Genomic DNA, 14,608 nt, shown 5'->3' with positions numbered 1-14,608 from the left:
CATGGCGGACGGAAAGCCCGGCAAGGGACGCCATCACGCCCGCAAGCGCGCCGTCGACCTGTTGTTCGAGGCGGAGGCGCGCGGGCTGAGCGCGGGGGAGATCGTCGACGTGCGGACCGCGCTGGCCGAGGCGAATCCCGACGTAACGCCGTTGCAGCCCTACACGGTGGCGGCGGCTCGCGGGGTGGGCGAGCACTCCGCCCACATCGACGACCTCATCGGCTCGCACCTGCAGGGCTGGACGCTGGACCGGTTGCCGGCGGTCGACCGCGCCATCCTGCGGGTCGCGGTCTGGGAGCTGCTCTACGCGGACGACGTGCCGGAGCCGGTCGCCGTCGACGAGGCCGTGCAGCTGGCCAAGGAGCTGTCCACCGACGAATCGCCCAGCTTCATCAACGGGGTGTTGGGCCAGGTCATGCTGGTGACCCCGCAGATCCGGGCCGCTGCCCAGGCTCTTCGCGGGCCCGAGTCGTGAGCCGGCTGGAACTGCGCGCCGTCGTCGCCGCCGTGCTGGCCGCGACGGTGGTGCTCGGCGCAGTCGTGTGCGCCGCCTACGGGCTGACCATCGTCGCCTCGGCGCTGGCGATCTATGCGCTGGGCGTCGGCGCCTGGTTGTACCACTGTGTCGAGCGCCTGGTCGTGGCCAACCGCATCAGCACGGTCCGGCAGGCGGCCAAGCCGCTGCAGCCGCTGCTGCCCGTGATGGCCGCCATCATGGGGCTGACGCAGTCCGTGGTCCGGTCGCTCTCTGATGTCACCGAGCTGCCGGCGCGCCGCTGGGAGCTTCCGGTGCTGCGGTGGGTGGACAGCACGCGCGTCAATCGGGATGGCGCCGAGGACCGGCCGGAGCGCTAGGTTCGCGAAACGATCCCGCGCCGGGCGCGCGCGGGACAGAATGGCTGCTGCTACGCGCTGCAATGACGCAGGACAGGTGACGTGATGAACCCTTACAGTGCCCAGCCGCGACGACTTCGGGTCTCCGCCCTCGCGGCCGTCGCCAACCCGTCGTACGCCCGGATCGACACCTGGAACATGCTCGACGACGCCTGCCGCCACCTCGCCGAGGTCGACCTGGCCGGGCTGGAGAAGGCTCACGAGGTCGCCCGCGTGAAGCGCCTGATGGACCGCATCGCCGCCTACGAGCGGTACTGGCTCTACCCGGGCGCCCACAACCTGGCCACCTTCCGCGCGCACCTGGAGGCCCTGTCCACCGTGCGGCTCACCGAAGAGGTGTCGCTGGCCGTGCGTCTGCTGTCCGAATACGGCGATCGCGCAGGGCTTTTCGACACCTCTGCGCCGTTGGCGGACCAGGAGCTGGTGGCCCGCGCCCGCCAGCAGCAGTTCTACACCGTGCTGCTGGCCGACGACGCCCCCGAAACCGCCCCGGAGAGCCTGGCCGAGTGCCTGCGCGAGCTCCGTGACCCGTCCGACGACGTGCAGTTCGAGTTCCTCATCGTGCCGAGCGTGGAGGACGCGATCACCGCGGTCGCGCTGAACGGCGAGATCCAGGCCGCGATCATCCGCGACGACCTGCCGCTGCGGTCCCGCGACCGGGTGCCGCTGATGAACACGCTGTTGGGGCCCAACGAGAACGCTGAAGGCGTGGTCATTCCCGATCGCGCCAACGACTGGGTCGAGTGCGGCGAATGGATCCGTGAGCTGCGGCCCCACATCGACCTCTACCTGCTCACCGACGAGTCGATCGCGGCCGGCGACGACACCGAGCCCGACGTCTACGACCGGACGTTCTACCGGCTCAACGACGTGACCGACCTGCACAGCACCGTGCTGGCGGGCTTGCGAAACCGGTTCTCCACACCGTTTTTCGACGCGTTGCGCGCCTACGCGGCGGCCCCGGTCGGCCAATTCCACGCCCTGCCCGTCGCCCGCGGCGCCAGCATCTTCAACTCGAAGTCGCTGCAGGACATGGGGGAGTTCTACGGGCGCAACATCTTCATGGCGGAAACCTCGACCACCTCGGGCGGGCTGGACTCGCTGCTCGACCCGCACGGCAACATCAAGAAGGCGATGGTCAAGGCCGCGCGCACCTGGAACTCCGACCACACCTACTTCGTCACCAACGGGACGTCCACCGCCAACAAGATCGTCGTGCAGTCGCTGACGCGGCCGGGCGACATCGTGCTGATCGACCGCAACTGCCACAAGTCGCACCACTACGGGCTGGTGCTGGCCGGGGCTTACCCGCTGTACCTGGACGCGTACCCGTTGCCCGAGTTCGCGATCTACGGTGCGGTGTCCCTGCACACGATCAAGAAGACGTTGCTCGACCTCGAGGCGGCGGGACAGCTGCACCGGGTGCGGATGCTGCTGCTGACCAACTGCACCTTCGACGGCGTGGTCTACAACCCCCTGCGGGTGATGCAGGAGGTGCTGGCCATCAAGCCGGACATCTGCTTCCTCTGGGACGAGGCGTGGTACGCGTTCGCCACCGCCGTGCCCTGGGCCCGGCAGCGGACGGCGATGGTGTCCGCGCAGCACCTCGAGCAGATGCTGGCCGCGCCGAAATACGCAGAGGAATACCGGGATTGGGCCGCGGGCATGGAAGGTGTCGAGCGGTCGGAGTGGCTCGACCGGCGGCTGCTGCCGGACCCCGCCACCGCGCGGGTGCGGGTCTATGCGACGCACTCCACCCACAAGTCGCTGTCGGCGCTGCGGCAGGCGTCGATGATCCACGTTCGCGACCAGGACTTCAACGCGCTCGCGCGCGACGCCTTCGGCGAGGCGTTCCTGACGCACACCTCGACGTCGCCCAACCAGCAGCTGCTGGCCTCGCTCGACTTGGCGCGCCGGCAGGTCGACATCGAGGGCTTCCAGCTGGTTCGGCAGACCTACGACATGGCGCTGGTGTTCCGGCACCGGGTCCGCAAGGACCGGCTGATCAGCAAGTGGTTCCGCATCCTCGACGAGTCCGACCTGGTGCCCGAGGAGTTCCGGGCGTCTTCGGTGAGCTCGTACCGCGAGGTCCGGCAGGGCGCGCTGGCCGAGTGGAACGAGGCGTGGCGGTCCGACCAGTTCGTGCTGGACGCGACGCGGGTCACCCTGTTCATCGGCAAGACCGGGATGAACGGCTACGACTTCCGCGAGAAGATCCTGATGGAGCGGTTCGGCATCCAGATCAACAAGACGTCGATCAACAGCGTGCTGCTCATCTTCACCATCGGCGTCACCTGGTCGAGCGTGCACTACCTGCTCGACGTGTTGCGGCGCATCGCAACGGATTTGGACCGCACTGAGAGCGCGGCCAGCGTGGCGGACCGGGCGTTGCAGCGACGCCACGTCGAGGAGGTCACCGAGGACCTGCCGCACCTCCCCGACTTCAGCGAGTTCGACGTCGCCTTCCAGCCCGTCGACGGGTGCATGTTCGGCGACATGCGGTCGGCGTTCTACGCCGGGTACGAGGAGTCGGACCGCGAGCACGTGCTGATCGGCATGGCCGGGCGCCGGCTGGTCGAGGGCAAGACCCTGGTGTCCACCACGTTCGTGGTGCCCTACCCGCCCGGGTTCCCGGTACTGGTCCCCGGCCAGGTGGTGTCCAAGGAGATCGTCTACTTTCTCGCCCAGCTCGATGTGAAGGAGATCCACGGATACAACCCCGACCTCGGGTTGTCGGTCTTCACCGAGGAGGCGCTGGCGCGCATGGAGGCCCAGCGGAACGCGGCGACGGCCGCGGTGGGTTCGGCGTACCCGCCGTTCGAGCTACCCGCCGGCCTGAACGGCGCGTCCAACGGCGACGGCGCAACGCGGGTGGTCACCGAGGGCGCCTGAGGTTGCGCTAACCGAGCGCCTGTCCCGGCTGCGACGACGGGCCCGCCAGGCTCTGTTGGATTCCCCGCGCCACCTCGTTCTTGCGGGCCGGGCTGCCGGGCGCGGCCGTCTCCTGGCAGTTGCAGCTGAGTGCGCCGAAGGCGCTGGGATCGGCGCTCGCGCTGGGGGCTCCCGCCACGCCCACGCTGAAGGCGGCGGCCAAGCCGATCAGCGTTGCGGCGACGAGGCGGTGGGGTCTCGGCGGTTCGTCGTCTCTCACACCCCCAGCGTATGAGCGATCGCTGGAAATCCGCTGTGGACACGGGCTCGGCGGCGTTTGTGGTCAGGCGCGGTCCGCCGGCGTGTCGCCCCTCGCGTTGCCGGGGTGACGTCCCGGGCGTTGCGGCAGGAAGATGACCAGCGCGACGATCAGCGCCGCGAGGGCCGCCGTGGCCAGAGGCCGGCTCAGCGCCAGTCCGCCGTCGGCGACCGGCTTGTCGAGGAAGTCGCCGACGGTCGCGCCCAGGGGGCGCGTCAGGATGAACGCGACCCAGAACAGGGCCACGCGCGACACCGGGGTCAGGTAGTACAGGGCGATGACGGCGCCCAGCGCGGCGGCGAAGACCAGGGCGCCGCGTTCGTAGCCGATTCCGCGGGTGTCGGCGAGCCAGTCGCCCAGCGCGGTGCCCAGCGTCTGCGAAAAGGTGATGGTGGACCAGTAGAACGCCTCGACCCTCGGCGTCGCGACGGTGCTCACCGAGACGGTTCCCTCCGACCAGCGCCACAGCCCCAAGGTGGCCGCGAGGCACGCCAAGAGCAGCAGCGAACCCCCGGTGTACCCGATGCCCAGCGAGCGGTCGGCGAAATCGGCCAGCACGGTGCCGAACGTCGTAGACCCCACGATGGTCGCCCAGTACAGAATCGCGTGGAAGCGGTTGGCGAGAATCTGCGCCGACACCAGGGCGACCAGCGCCACCCCGAAAAGCGTGACGCCCGCGAGGTACCCCCAGTTCAAGGTCATGGTGACCGTGTCGCCGCCGGTCTCGCCCAGCGTCGTCGCAAGGATCTTGATCACCCAGAAGCCCAGCGTGACCGCGGGCACCTTCGTGGTGGCGCGACGTGCCCAGTCGTCAGTCACACACCCATCTTCCGGTCCCACCCGGCCCCGTGTCCACCGCCACCACCTTTGTGAATTCGGTCGCGAGTGAAGGCGATTCACGCCATTAACTGAGAGGAACTTAGGAATCGCCTTTGCCTTCAATGAGATAACCGATTCAAGGTGGTCACGGGAACCGTTGCCCGCGTTGGGCCGTGCCAACATGGATGAATGCCCGGGCAATCGGATACCGCCCCGCGACTCGGGTCCGGGGCGCGATGGTCGATCATGGTTGTCTCGCTGGGCGTTACGGCGACATCCTTTCTCTTCATCAACGGGGTGGCATTCCTCATCCCGTCACTGCAGGCCCGACGTGGCATTTCGCTGACCGAGGCCGGCCTGATGGCGTCGATGCCCAGCTGGGGGATGGTGGCCACCCTATTTCTGTGGGGCTATCTGCTCGACCGGGTGGGCGAGCGGGCCGTGCTGACGGTGGGTTCGGCGCTGACGGCGGCCGCCGCCTACGCGGCCGCAGCGGCCCATTCGATGGCGATGATCGGCGTATACCTGTTCCTCGGCGGCATGGCCGCGGCCAGCTGCAACGCCGCCGGGGGTCGGCTGGTCTCCGCGTGGTTTCCGCCGCGGCAACGCGGATTGGCCATGGGTATCCGCCAGACGGCGCAACCCCTGGGTATCGCTCTGGGTGCCCTGGTGGTGCCCGAGTTGTCGGAACGTGGCCCGCACCGGGGGTTGATGTTCCTCGGGGTGATGTGCGCGGTGGCGACCGTCGCCAGCGCGATCGGGATCGTCGATCCGCCGCGTAAGGCACGCCGGGCGGCCACCGCGCAGGAACTGGCGAGTCCCTATCGCGGATCGTCGGTGCTGTGGCGAATCCATGCCGTCGCCGGGCTGCTGATGGTGCCGCAGACGATCACCGTCACCTTCATGCTCGTATGGCTGACGAATCACCACGGCTGGTCGGTGGCGGCCGCCGGCGGTCTCGTGACCCTCTCCCAGGCACTCGGGGCCGCGGGCCGAATCGTGGTCGGCCGCTGGTCCGATCGCGTCGGCTCGCGGATGCGGCCCGTCCGCACGATCGCGCTGGCCGCGGCGCTGATCCTGTTTCTGCTGGCGTCCACCGACGGCCCACGGTCGGGATTCGCCGTGCTGCTGATGCTTTCGCTGTCCGTCGTCGCGGTGCTCGACAACGGATTGGAGGCCACCGCGATCACCGAGTTCGCCGGACCGTTCTGGAGCGGACGCGCGCTGGGGATGCAGAACACGGCGCAGCGGCTGATGGCCGGTGCCGGGCCCCCGCTGTTCGGCGCGCTGATCCTGGGGTCGGGGTACTCGTCGGCGTGGGCGCTGTGCGGGTTATTCCCGCTGGCCGCGGTGCCGCTGGTGCCGACCGACCTAGGGCTCGCGGAAGATTCCGCTCACGAGGATCGGAAAGAGACCGTCCGCTCCGGGGTGGCGCAATAGCGCGACGGGCGGGAATTCTCGCTGGTCGACGCTGAACCCAAACCGGCGGAATGCGCTGACGGGCCCGCGCGGCCTGCCCGCTGGCACCCCGAAAGTGCCCCTGAGCTGCGTTAGCGTGACCCCCGTGGCGCAACCAGTACCGATCTCGTCATCCCGGGGACCCCGGGCCGACCGCGCCCGCCGGGTCGTCGACGTGCTGCGCCAGCAGATCCACGCCGACAACTACCCACACGGGTTGCCGCCCGAACAGGAGTTGGCGGCGGAATTCTCGGTGTCCCGCAACACCGTTCGCGAAGCCCTCGCCGCCCTCAAGCACGAGGGGTTGATCGACCGCGGGCCCAAGGTCGGAACCCATGTCGCGCAACGCAAGTACGACCACGGCCTGGACGCGTTGCTCGGCCTGAAGGAAACGTTCAAGCACCTCAGCGAGGTGCGCAACGAGGTGCGCGCCGCCATGGCGGTCACCGCGCCGCCGTCGGTGGCGCGGCGGCTGCGCCTGGCGCCCGGCGAGCGGGCGGTGTTCGTCGAGCGGCTGCGCTACCTCGGCGACCTGCCGCTCAGCCTGGACCTGACGTACCTGGCCCCGGACATCGGCGCGAAGATCCTCGACCATTCACTGGAGACCAACGACCTCTTTGCGCTCATCGAGCAGGTGAGCGGGCAGCGGCTGGGCTCGGCATCGTTGGCGCTCGAGGCCATCTCCGCCGACGCGCATTCGGCGGCCACGCTGCAGGTGCCCGACGGGGCGGCGCTGCTCATGTTGGAGCGGCTCACCAGCCTCGACGACGGCAGACCCGTTGACTTGGAGTATATCCGGATGCGGGGCGATCGAATCACCATGCGCGGCAGCCTGATAAGGGGCAAGCTATGACGCTGATATCCCAGCGTGCCGACGTGCCGGTCACCATCGACGAGTCGCTCTGCATCGAGGGCTGCACCCTGTGTGTCGAGGTCTGCCCGCTCGACGCGCTGGTCATCAACCCCGACACCGGCAAGGCCTACATGCACGTCGATGAGTGCTGGTACTGCGGTCCGTGCGCGGCCCGCTGTCCGACCGGCGCCGTCACCGTCAACATGCCGTATCTCCTGCGCTGAAGGGCGTTTCATGGACTTTTGGTCGGGTCGTGAGCGTAACGTCACGGCGAAAGCTGGGGCCAGAATTCGCGCTGGCGTTACGCTCGTGATCGTCTGCGCGATCACCGGGCTGATCTCCGGGTGCTCGCTCGAATCGCTGTCTCAGTCCTCCGGCGTGGTCGACGTCGTGGTGGGCTATCAGTCCAAGACGATCAACACCGTCACCGCGGGCACGCTGCTGCGCGCCCAGGGGTACCTGGAGCACCGGCTCGCCGATATCACCGCCCGCACGGGCACCAAATACGCCGTGCGCTGGCAGGACTACGACACCGGCGCTCCCATCACCGCCCAGATGCTCGCCGAGAAGATCGACATCGGGTCGATGGGCGATTACCCGCTGCTCATCAACGGCTCCAAGACTCAGGCCAACCCGCTGGCCAAAACCGAGATGGTGTCGGTTACCGGGTACAACCCGCGGGGCGCGCTCAACATGGTGGTGGTGAAGCCGGATTCGCCGGCGACCGGGCTGGCCGACCTGACCGGCTCCAAGGTCTCGGCCAGCGTCGGCTCGGCCGGGCACGGCACCCTGGTGCGAGCCTTGGCCAAAAGCGGCGTCACCGGCGTCGAGGTGTTCAACCAGCAACCGCAGATCGGCGCTTCCGCGCTGGAATCCGGACAGGTTCAAGGGCTTTCGCAATTCGTCGCCTGGCCAGCGTTGCTGGTCTACCAGGGCAAGGCAAAGTTGCTCTACGACGGCGCCGAGCTGAACTTCCCCACCCTGCACGGCGTCGTGGTCCGGCGGTCGTACGCGAAGAGCCACCCCGAGGTGCTCGCTGCCTTCCTGCAGGCGCAGCTGGACGCCACCGACTTCCTTGACTCCAAGCCCCTGGAGGCGTCCCGCGTCGTGGCCCAGGCCAGCGGGCTGCCGCAGGAGGTGGTCTACCTGTACAACGGCCCCGGCGGCACGTCGTTCGACACCACGCTGAAGCCCTCGCTGGTCGACGCGCTGAAAGGCGATGTGCCGTACCTGAAGTCGATCGGCGACTTCGCCGACCTCGACATCGGAAGCTTCGTCGTGGACGAGCCGCTGCGCGCGGTATTCGCCGCCCGCGGCCGCGACTACGATTCGGCCCGAGACGCGAAGGCCAACCCCGACACGCTTCCGCGGGACCCCGCCCTGGCCGGGGAGCTGTGGGTCGAGGGATCCGACACCACGCAACCCGTCGCCAGTCCGACCGCCCTGCTGGAGGCGATCCGGGCGGCGACCGGCCGCGGCGCCAAGATCCGCGCGGCCTACGTTCCCGACGCGGAACTGGGCACCCGATGGTTCGCCGACAAGGCGACATGGGTCAAGGACGGACCCGATTACCTTCCGTTCGACACGCCCGCCGGCGCGCACCGCTACACGACGGGGCATCCGGGCAGCGTCGCCATGAACTATCAACAGGCACTGGGAGGTTCGGTATGACGGCGCACGCGGTGTCCGGGCAGGTCCTCGGCGGCATCTCGGCGCCCGCACCGGCGACGCCGCGGCGACTGGACTCACCGTGGCGGTCACGGCTGCTGCGGCTGGCGTCGGTGGCCGCGGCGATCGGGCTGTGGCAGCTGCTCACCGTCGGCAAGGTGCGGCTGCTGCTGCGGTTCGACACGCTGCCCACCGTGACCCAGATCGTCGCCACGCTGCAGCACCGGCTCGGCGCCCACGAGTACTGGCTCGACGTGGCGCAGTCGTTACTGCGGATCCTCACCGGCTTCGGGCTGGCCGCCGTGGTCGGCGTGGCCACGGGCACGCTGCTGGGGCGGTCCCGGCTGTTCGCCGACATCGTCGGTCCGCTGACCGAGCTGGCCCGGCCCGTCCCCGCAATCGCGATTGTGCCGGTGGCCATCCTGCTGTTCCCGACCGACGAGGCGGGCATCGTCTTCATCACCTTCCTGGCGGCCGTCTTCCCGATCATGGTCAGCACCCGGCACGCCGTGCGCGCGCTGCCCACGCTGTGGGAGGACTCCGTGCGCACCCTGGGCGGCGGCCGGGCCGACGTGCTCACCCAGGTGGTGCTGCCCGGCATCCTGCCGGGCGTCTTCGGCGGCCTGTCGGTCGGGATGGGGGTCGCGTGGATCTGCGTGATCTCCGCGGAGATGATCTCCGGCCGGCTCGGGATCGGCTACCGCACCTGGCAGGACTACACGGTGCTGGCCTACCCGCAGGTCTTCGTCGGCATCATCACCATCGGGGTGCTGGGCTTCGTCACGTCGGCGTCCGTCGAGCTGGTGGGCCGGCGGGTGACCCGCTGGCTCCCGCGGGCGGAGGAGGGCCGGCGATGACGGCGATGAGCCTCGAATTGGACCGGGTTTCGCTGTCGTACACCGGGATTCCGGTGATCGGCGGACTGAGCCTGGCCGTGCGGCCGGGGGAGATCTTGATATTGACCGGCCCGTCGGGCTGCGGGAAGTCGACGGTGCTGCGCGCGCTGGCGGGCCTACTGCCTCCCGAGGGCGGGCGGGTGCTGGCCGACGGCGACGATGTCACCACCACGTCGGGTGATCGCGGCATGGTCTTCCAGGACAACGCGCTGCTGCCGTGGCGCACCGTGCGGTCCAACATCGAACTGGCGTTGCGGTTGCGGGGCGAACCGCGCGCCACCCGGCGAATCCAGGCCGAGCGGTGGATCGACGAACTCGGGCTCGGCGGCTTCGGCCACTACCTGCCCAAGAGCCTGTCCGGCGGGATGCGCCAGCGCGTCCAGCTGGCCCGCGGCCTGGCGGGGGCGCCGCGCGCGGTGATGATGGACGAGCCGTTCGGGGCGCTGGACACCCAGACCCGCGCCGCCATGCAGCGGCTGCTGATCGACACCTGGCGTGCGCACCCGACCACCATCGTCTTCGTCACCCACGATGTCGACGAGGCGCTGGTGCTGGGGGACCGGATCGCTGTGTTGGGACGCGCGGGGCGGCCGCTGCGCGCGCTGCTGGACGTGCCGGATCCGCGCGCCGATCTGCCGCGTGCCGCGCTGCGCGCCGAAATCATTGCCGCGCTGGACCATTCGGAGGCCGCATGATGCAGGCGCCCGATGTGACACCGGTCCGCCTCGACTGCGACGTGCTCGTCATCGGCGGCGGCACCGCCGGCACGATGGCGGCCCTGTCGGCCGCGGAGCACGGCGCGCGGGTCCTGCTGCTGGAGAAGGCCCACGTGCGGCACTCCGGCGCGCTGGCGATGGGCATGGACGGGGTCAACAACGCCGTCATACCGGGCAAGGCCGAACCCGAGGCCTACGTCGCCGAGATCACGCGAGCCAACGACGGAATCGTCAATCAGCGCACCATCTATCAGACCGCGACCCGCGGCTTTGCGATGGTGCAGCGGCTGGAGCGCTATGGGGTCAAGTTCGAGAAGGACGAGCACGGCGAGTACGCGGTGCGCCGCGTGCACCGCTCAGGCTCGTACGTGTTGCCCATGCCCGAGGGCAAGGACGTCAAGAAGGCGCTGTACCGGGTGCTGCGGCAGAAATCGATGCGGGAAAGGATCCGCATCGAGAACCGTTTGATGCCGGTGCGGGTCCTCGTGCAGGACGGGCGGGCCGTGGGCGCCGCCGCGCTGCACACGCGCACCGGCGAATTCGTCGCCGTTGGCGCCAAGGCGGTGATCCTGGCGACGGGGGCGTGCGGGCGGCTTGGCCTGCCCGCGTCCGGTTATCTATACGGCACCTACGAGAACCCGACCAACGCCGGTGACGGGTATTCCATGGCCTACCACGCGGGCGCGGAGCTGTCCGGAATCGAGTGCTTCCAGGTCAACCCACTGATCAAGGACTACAACGGGCCCGCCTGCGCCTATGTGGCCAATCCGTTCGGCGGCTACCAGGTCAACGCGCACGGCGAACGCTTCGTCGACTCCGACTATTGGTCGGGACAGATGATGGCCGAGGTCAAAAACGAGATCGACTCCGCGCGCGGGCCGATCTACCTCAAGCTGTCCCACTTGCCCGACGAGACGCTGAGCGCGCTCGAGGGCATCCTGCACACCACCGAGCGGCCCACCCGGGGCACCTTCCACGCCAACCGCGGCCACGACTACCGCACCCACGATATCGAGATGCACATCTCCGAAATCGGCCTGTGCGGCGGGCATTCGGCTTCGGGGGTCTGGGTCGACGAGCACGCCCGCACCACGGTTCCCGGGCTGTACGCGGCGGGCGACCTGGCGTGCGTGCCGCACAACTACATGATCGGGGCGTTCGTCTTCGGCGACCTCGCGGGCACGGACGCCGCGTCGACCTGTGCCGACATCGCGGCGCCGCAACAACTCCCGGCGGATCAGCTGCGCGAAGCGCACGAACTGATCTACCGCCCGTTGCGGCATCCGGACGGGCCGCCGCAACCCCAGGTCGAGTACAAGCTGCGCCGGTTCGTCAATGACTACGTCGCGCCGCCGAAGACCGCGGCCAAGCTGTCGATCGCGGTGCGCACCTTCGACCGGATGCGGGGCGAGATCGCCGAGATGGGCGCCCGGGACCCGCACGAGCTGATGCGTGCCGTCGAGGTCTCCTTCATCCGGGACTGCGCCGACATGGCCGCGCGGTCCTCCCTGACCCGCACCGAATCGCGGTGGGGGCTCTATCACGACCGCGCCGACCTGCCCGGGCGCGACGACAGCCAGTGGGGCTATCACCTCAACCTGCGCAAGGGTGCCGACGGTCAGATGGTGTTCCTCAAGCGACCGGTGGCGCCCTACTTCGTTGCCGTGCCGGAGCTGGACGGACTGCCACCGGCCGACCAGACCGTGCAAGAGGTGGAGCAGCCGCCGCTGATCGGTGGACAGGCACCGGCCAACACCAAGTCCCGGATATCCTCGTCCGCAACGGCATTCGAGCCACCTTCGCCGCGCATCGCCGAGGTGCTCGCCCTCGAGGAGCCGAGCATTGCCGGTCTGCGGCCCTACCTGACCGACGCCGATCCGGGGGTGCGCCAAACCGCGGTGGCGACGCTGACCGAGCACATCCCGGACGGCTACGCGTCCGCGCTGTTCGCCACGCTGAACGACGACGCCGCCGCGGTGCGGCGCACGGCCGCCGGCGGGATCCGCGAGCTGGTGGAGGTGCTGCCCGAACCCTCCAGCGCGCGGCGTCACCTGGGGTCACCGGACTCCGTGGTGCGGGCGGCGGCCGTCTACCTGCTGGCCGCCCGCCGGGCCGGCGCCCCCGAGGACTACCGGCGCGCCGTCGCCGATCCCGACCCCCGGGTGCGGCTCGAGGGCGTGCGTGCGCTGGTGTCGGTCGACGACGTGGCGGGCGTCGTCGCGGCCGGCGAGGACGAGAACCGCGAGGTCCGCATCGCCGCGGCCGGCGGCCTGGCGACGCTGGGTGGGGGTAAGGACGCGGTGCGGGCGCTGATCGCCGATCCCGACCCCCTGGTGCGCGCGGCCGCGCTCACCGCCCTGGGCCAATTGGGTTGCGACGCTGCGGACATCGCCTCGATCGAGTCGGCGCTGCGGGCGCCCGCCTGGCAAATCCGGGAGGGGGCGGCCCGGGCGCTGGCGGGAGCACCCGCGGACCTCGCCGTGCCTCGGCTGGCCGAGGCGCTGGACGACGCGCACCTCGACGTGCGCAAGGCGGCGGTGCTCAGCCTCACGCGTTGGGCGGAACACCCGGCGGCCCGGGACGCGCTCGGCGTCGCGCTGAAGGACAGCGACGCCGATGTGCGGGCCTACGCGCGCCGGGCGTTGGGCTAATGGGGATTCGCAGGTTCTATCCCAGCGTCTCGCTGGTGCCGCCCACAATCTCGGCGGCGCGTTCCGCAATGGCGAGCACGGTGGCGTTGGTGTTGGCGGACACGATCGTCGGCATCACGGATGCGTCCGCGACGCGGAGGCCGTCGATACCGCGGACGCGCAGAGCGTTGTCGACCACCGCGAGGGTGTCGCTACCCATCCGGCAGCTGCCGACGGGGTGGAAGTAGGTGCTTGCGCTGCTGCGGATGAAGTCGCGAAGGGCCTCGCCGCCCGAAACTCCGGCGCCCGGGGTGATTTCGGCGCGAAACCATTGCCGGAGCGGTCGCCCTGCCCCGATCCGGCGAGCCAACCGCAGGCCCCGCACCATCCGGTCGAGGTCGTGTTCGTCGGTTAGGAGCCCCGGGTCGATGACAGGTGGTGCGGTGGGGTCCCCGGACGTCGCCCGCACCGTTCCCCGGCTTGCCGGTAACATCAGCGCGAACATGATCGAGTACGCGACGGCAGCGGACTTGCCCCAACGCGGCGCCCACGCACCGGGATTGAGGATGAGCTGTATGTCGGGGTCGGAGTCCTTCTGGCTCCGGCACACGACATACGGGAGCGGGCCCGATGCGGCGTTGCGCGACAGGGGTTCCCTGAACTGATAAACGATCCCCCCGATCACGTGGTCGTGCAGGTTTTTTCCCACGCCCGGCAGGTGGTGCCGCACCGGGATGCCCGCGGTGGTCAGTTCGTCGGCATCGCCGATTCCGGACCGAATCAGCAGGTGGGGAGACCCGATCGCCCCGGCGGCGATCAGCACCTCGCGATCCGCATGCAGTGCGTGAATCGCCCCCTGCGATCGGTACTCGATTCCGGTGCAACGTGTTCCGCTCACCACGAGGCGCGTCACCAGCGCGCCGGCGAACAACATCAGGTTCGGGCGATTGAGCACCGGCCTCAGGTAACCGTCCGCCGCGCTATGTCGCCGCCCGTCGACCACGTTCATCGCGGCGTATTCCGCCGTATAGCCGGCCTCCGTGGCGGCCTCGGACCACGCTTGCGCGAGCGGACCGGGATCGCGCCCAGTAGCGCCCTCGCAGCGGCGAAGGTACGGCAGTAGCGAGTCGTAGTTCCAGCCGTCGGCGCCGAGCCTTTGCCACGCGTCGTAACTGGTGCGGTCGCCCCGCAGGTGCAGGGCCGCATTGATGCTGCTCGATCCCCCGAGCACACGTCCAAGAGGATAGGGGTGCACGGCGCCGCACGTGCCCGGCTGCGGAGCGGTGGAATATCCCCAGTCGACCTCGGATCCCCAGAGCGTGAACGCTGCTGCCGGATCCGACATGCGTTCGGGCCCCACGGCGGGGCCCGCCTCCACCAGCGCCACCCGGTTGCCGGATTCCTGGGACAGCCGTGCGGCGAGCACACAGCCGGCGGTGCCCCCGCCGACGATCACGTAGTCGAAGCGGTTCATGTCGGTATTC

At 69.6% G+C, this 14,608-nt stretch carries 13 protein-coding genes; 10 read left to right on the top strand and 3 right to left on the bottom strand.

Annotated elements, in window-relative coordinates; genetic code table 11:
- Window position 1 precedes the first annotated feature (1 nt).
- The 3 genes from nusB (at window position 2) to SKC42_RS13745 (ending at window position 3,786) form a co-directional block, all read left to right on the top strand.
- Window positions 2-475, top strand: coding sequence for a transcription antitermination factor NusB (gene nusB, locus SKC42_RS13755; protein ID WP_330964855.1), 474 nt, complete (start codon window positions 2-4; stop codon window positions 473-475).
- The gene (locus SKC42_RS13750) at window positions 472-855 is read left to right on the top strand and encodes an antitermination protein NusB (protein ID WP_330964854.1); all 384 of its coding nucleotides are present in this window, start codon (window positions 472-474) and stop codon (window positions 853-855) included. The genes nusB and SKC42_RS13750 overlap by 4 nt, the downstream gene beginning before the upstream one ends.
- A gap of 84 nt (window positions 856-939) precedes the next feature.
- A complete protein-coding gene (locus SKC42_RS13745; protein WP_330964853.1) occupies window positions 940-3,786 on the top strand; it encodes an aminotransferase class I/II-fold pyridoxal phosphate-dependent enzyme in 2,847 nt (948 codons plus the stop codon).
- Window positions 3,787-3,793: 7 nt separating this feature from the next.
- Here SKC42_RS13745 and SKC42_RS13740 read toward each other — a convergent pair whose 3' ends face one another.
- Entirely contained in the window at window positions 3,794-4,045 is a 252-nt protein-coding gene (locus SKC42_RS13740) for a hypothetical protein (RefSeq protein WP_330964852.1), read from the bottom strand.
- Window positions 4,046-4,108: 63 nt separating this feature from the next.
- Window positions 4,109-4,903, bottom strand: coding sequence for a COG4705 family protein (locus SKC42_RS13735; RefSeq protein WP_330964851.1), 795 nt, complete (start codon window positions 4,901-4,903; stop codon window positions 4,109-4,111).
- 189 nt (window positions 4,904-5,092) lie between these two features.
- On the opposite strand from SKC42_RS13735, the gene SKC42_RS13730 reads away from it, so the two are divergent.
- The 7 genes from SKC42_RS13730 to SKC42_RS13700 all read left to right on the top strand — a co-directional run bounded on the left by SKC42_RS13730 (window position 5,093) and on the right by SKC42_RS13700 (window position 13,145).
- Window positions 5,093-6,343, top strand: coding sequence for an MFS transporter (locus SKC42_RS13730; protein WP_330964850.1), 1,251 nt, complete (start codon window positions 5,093-5,095; stop codon window positions 6,341-6,343).
- A gap of 115 nt (window positions 6,344-6,458) precedes the next feature.
- The gene (locus SKC42_RS13725; RefSeq protein ID WP_330964849.1) at window positions 6,459-7,214 is read left to right on the top strand and encodes a GntR family transcriptional regulator; all 756 of its coding nucleotides are present in this window, start codon (window positions 6,459-6,461) and stop codon (window positions 7,212-7,214) included.
- Window positions 7,211-7,438 carry a 4Fe-4S dicluster domain-containing protein gene (locus SKC42_RS13720; RefSeq protein WP_330964848.1) on the top strand — a complete coding sequence of 76 codons (228 nt, stop codon included), beginning with the start codon at window positions 7,211-7,213 and terminating at the stop codon, window positions 7,436-7,438. The genes SKC42_RS13725 and SKC42_RS13720 overlap by 4 nt, the downstream gene beginning before the upstream one ends.
- A gap of 10 nt (window positions 7,439-7,448) precedes the next feature.
- The gene (locus tag SKC42_RS13715; RefSeq protein ID WP_442932132.1) at window positions 7,449-8,885 is read left to right on the top strand and encodes an ABC transporter substrate-binding protein; all 1,437 of its coding nucleotides are present in this window, start codon (window positions 7,449-7,451) and stop codon (window positions 8,883-8,885) included.
- On the top strand, window positions 8,882-9,739 hold the full coding sequence (locus SKC42_RS13710) for an ABC transporter permease (protein ID WP_330964846.1): 858 nt from the start codon (window positions 8,882-8,884) through the stop codon (window positions 9,737-9,739). Before SKC42_RS13715 ends, SKC42_RS13710 begins: the two co-directional genes overlap by 4 nt.
- Complete coding sequence (locus SKC42_RS13705; protein ID WP_330964845.1) at window positions 9,736-10,473, top strand: ABC transporter ATP-binding protein; 738 nt, start codon at window positions 9,736-9,738, stop codon at window positions 10,471-10,473. The genes SKC42_RS13710 and SKC42_RS13705 overlap by 4 nt, the downstream gene beginning before the upstream one ends.
- Entirely contained in the window at window positions 10,470-13,145 is a 2,676-nt protein-coding gene (locus SKC42_RS13700) for a fumarate reductase/succinate dehydrogenase flavoprotein subunit (RefSeq protein ID WP_330964844.1), read from the top strand. Before SKC42_RS13705 ends, SKC42_RS13700 begins: the two co-directional genes overlap by 4 nt.
- A 16-nt stretch (window positions 13,146-13,161) precedes the next feature.
- Here SKC42_RS13700 and SKC42_RS13695 read toward each other — a convergent pair whose 3' ends face one another.
- A complete protein-coding gene (locus tag SKC42_RS13695) occupies window positions 13,162-14,598 on the bottom strand; it encodes a GMC family oxidoreductase (RefSeq protein ID WP_330964843.1) in 1,437 nt (478 codons plus the stop codon).
- Window positions 14,599-14,608 lie beyond the last annotated feature (10 nt).

Origin of the sequence: Mycobacterium sp. 050134, from assembly GCF_036409085.1 — a bacterium.
GTDB lineage: Bacteria > Actinomycetota > Actinomycetes > Mycobacteriales > Mycobacteriaceae > Mycobacterium.
Note: the sequence above shows the minus strand (reverse complement) of the source record. Positions and strands in the feature narration are given on the sequence as shown.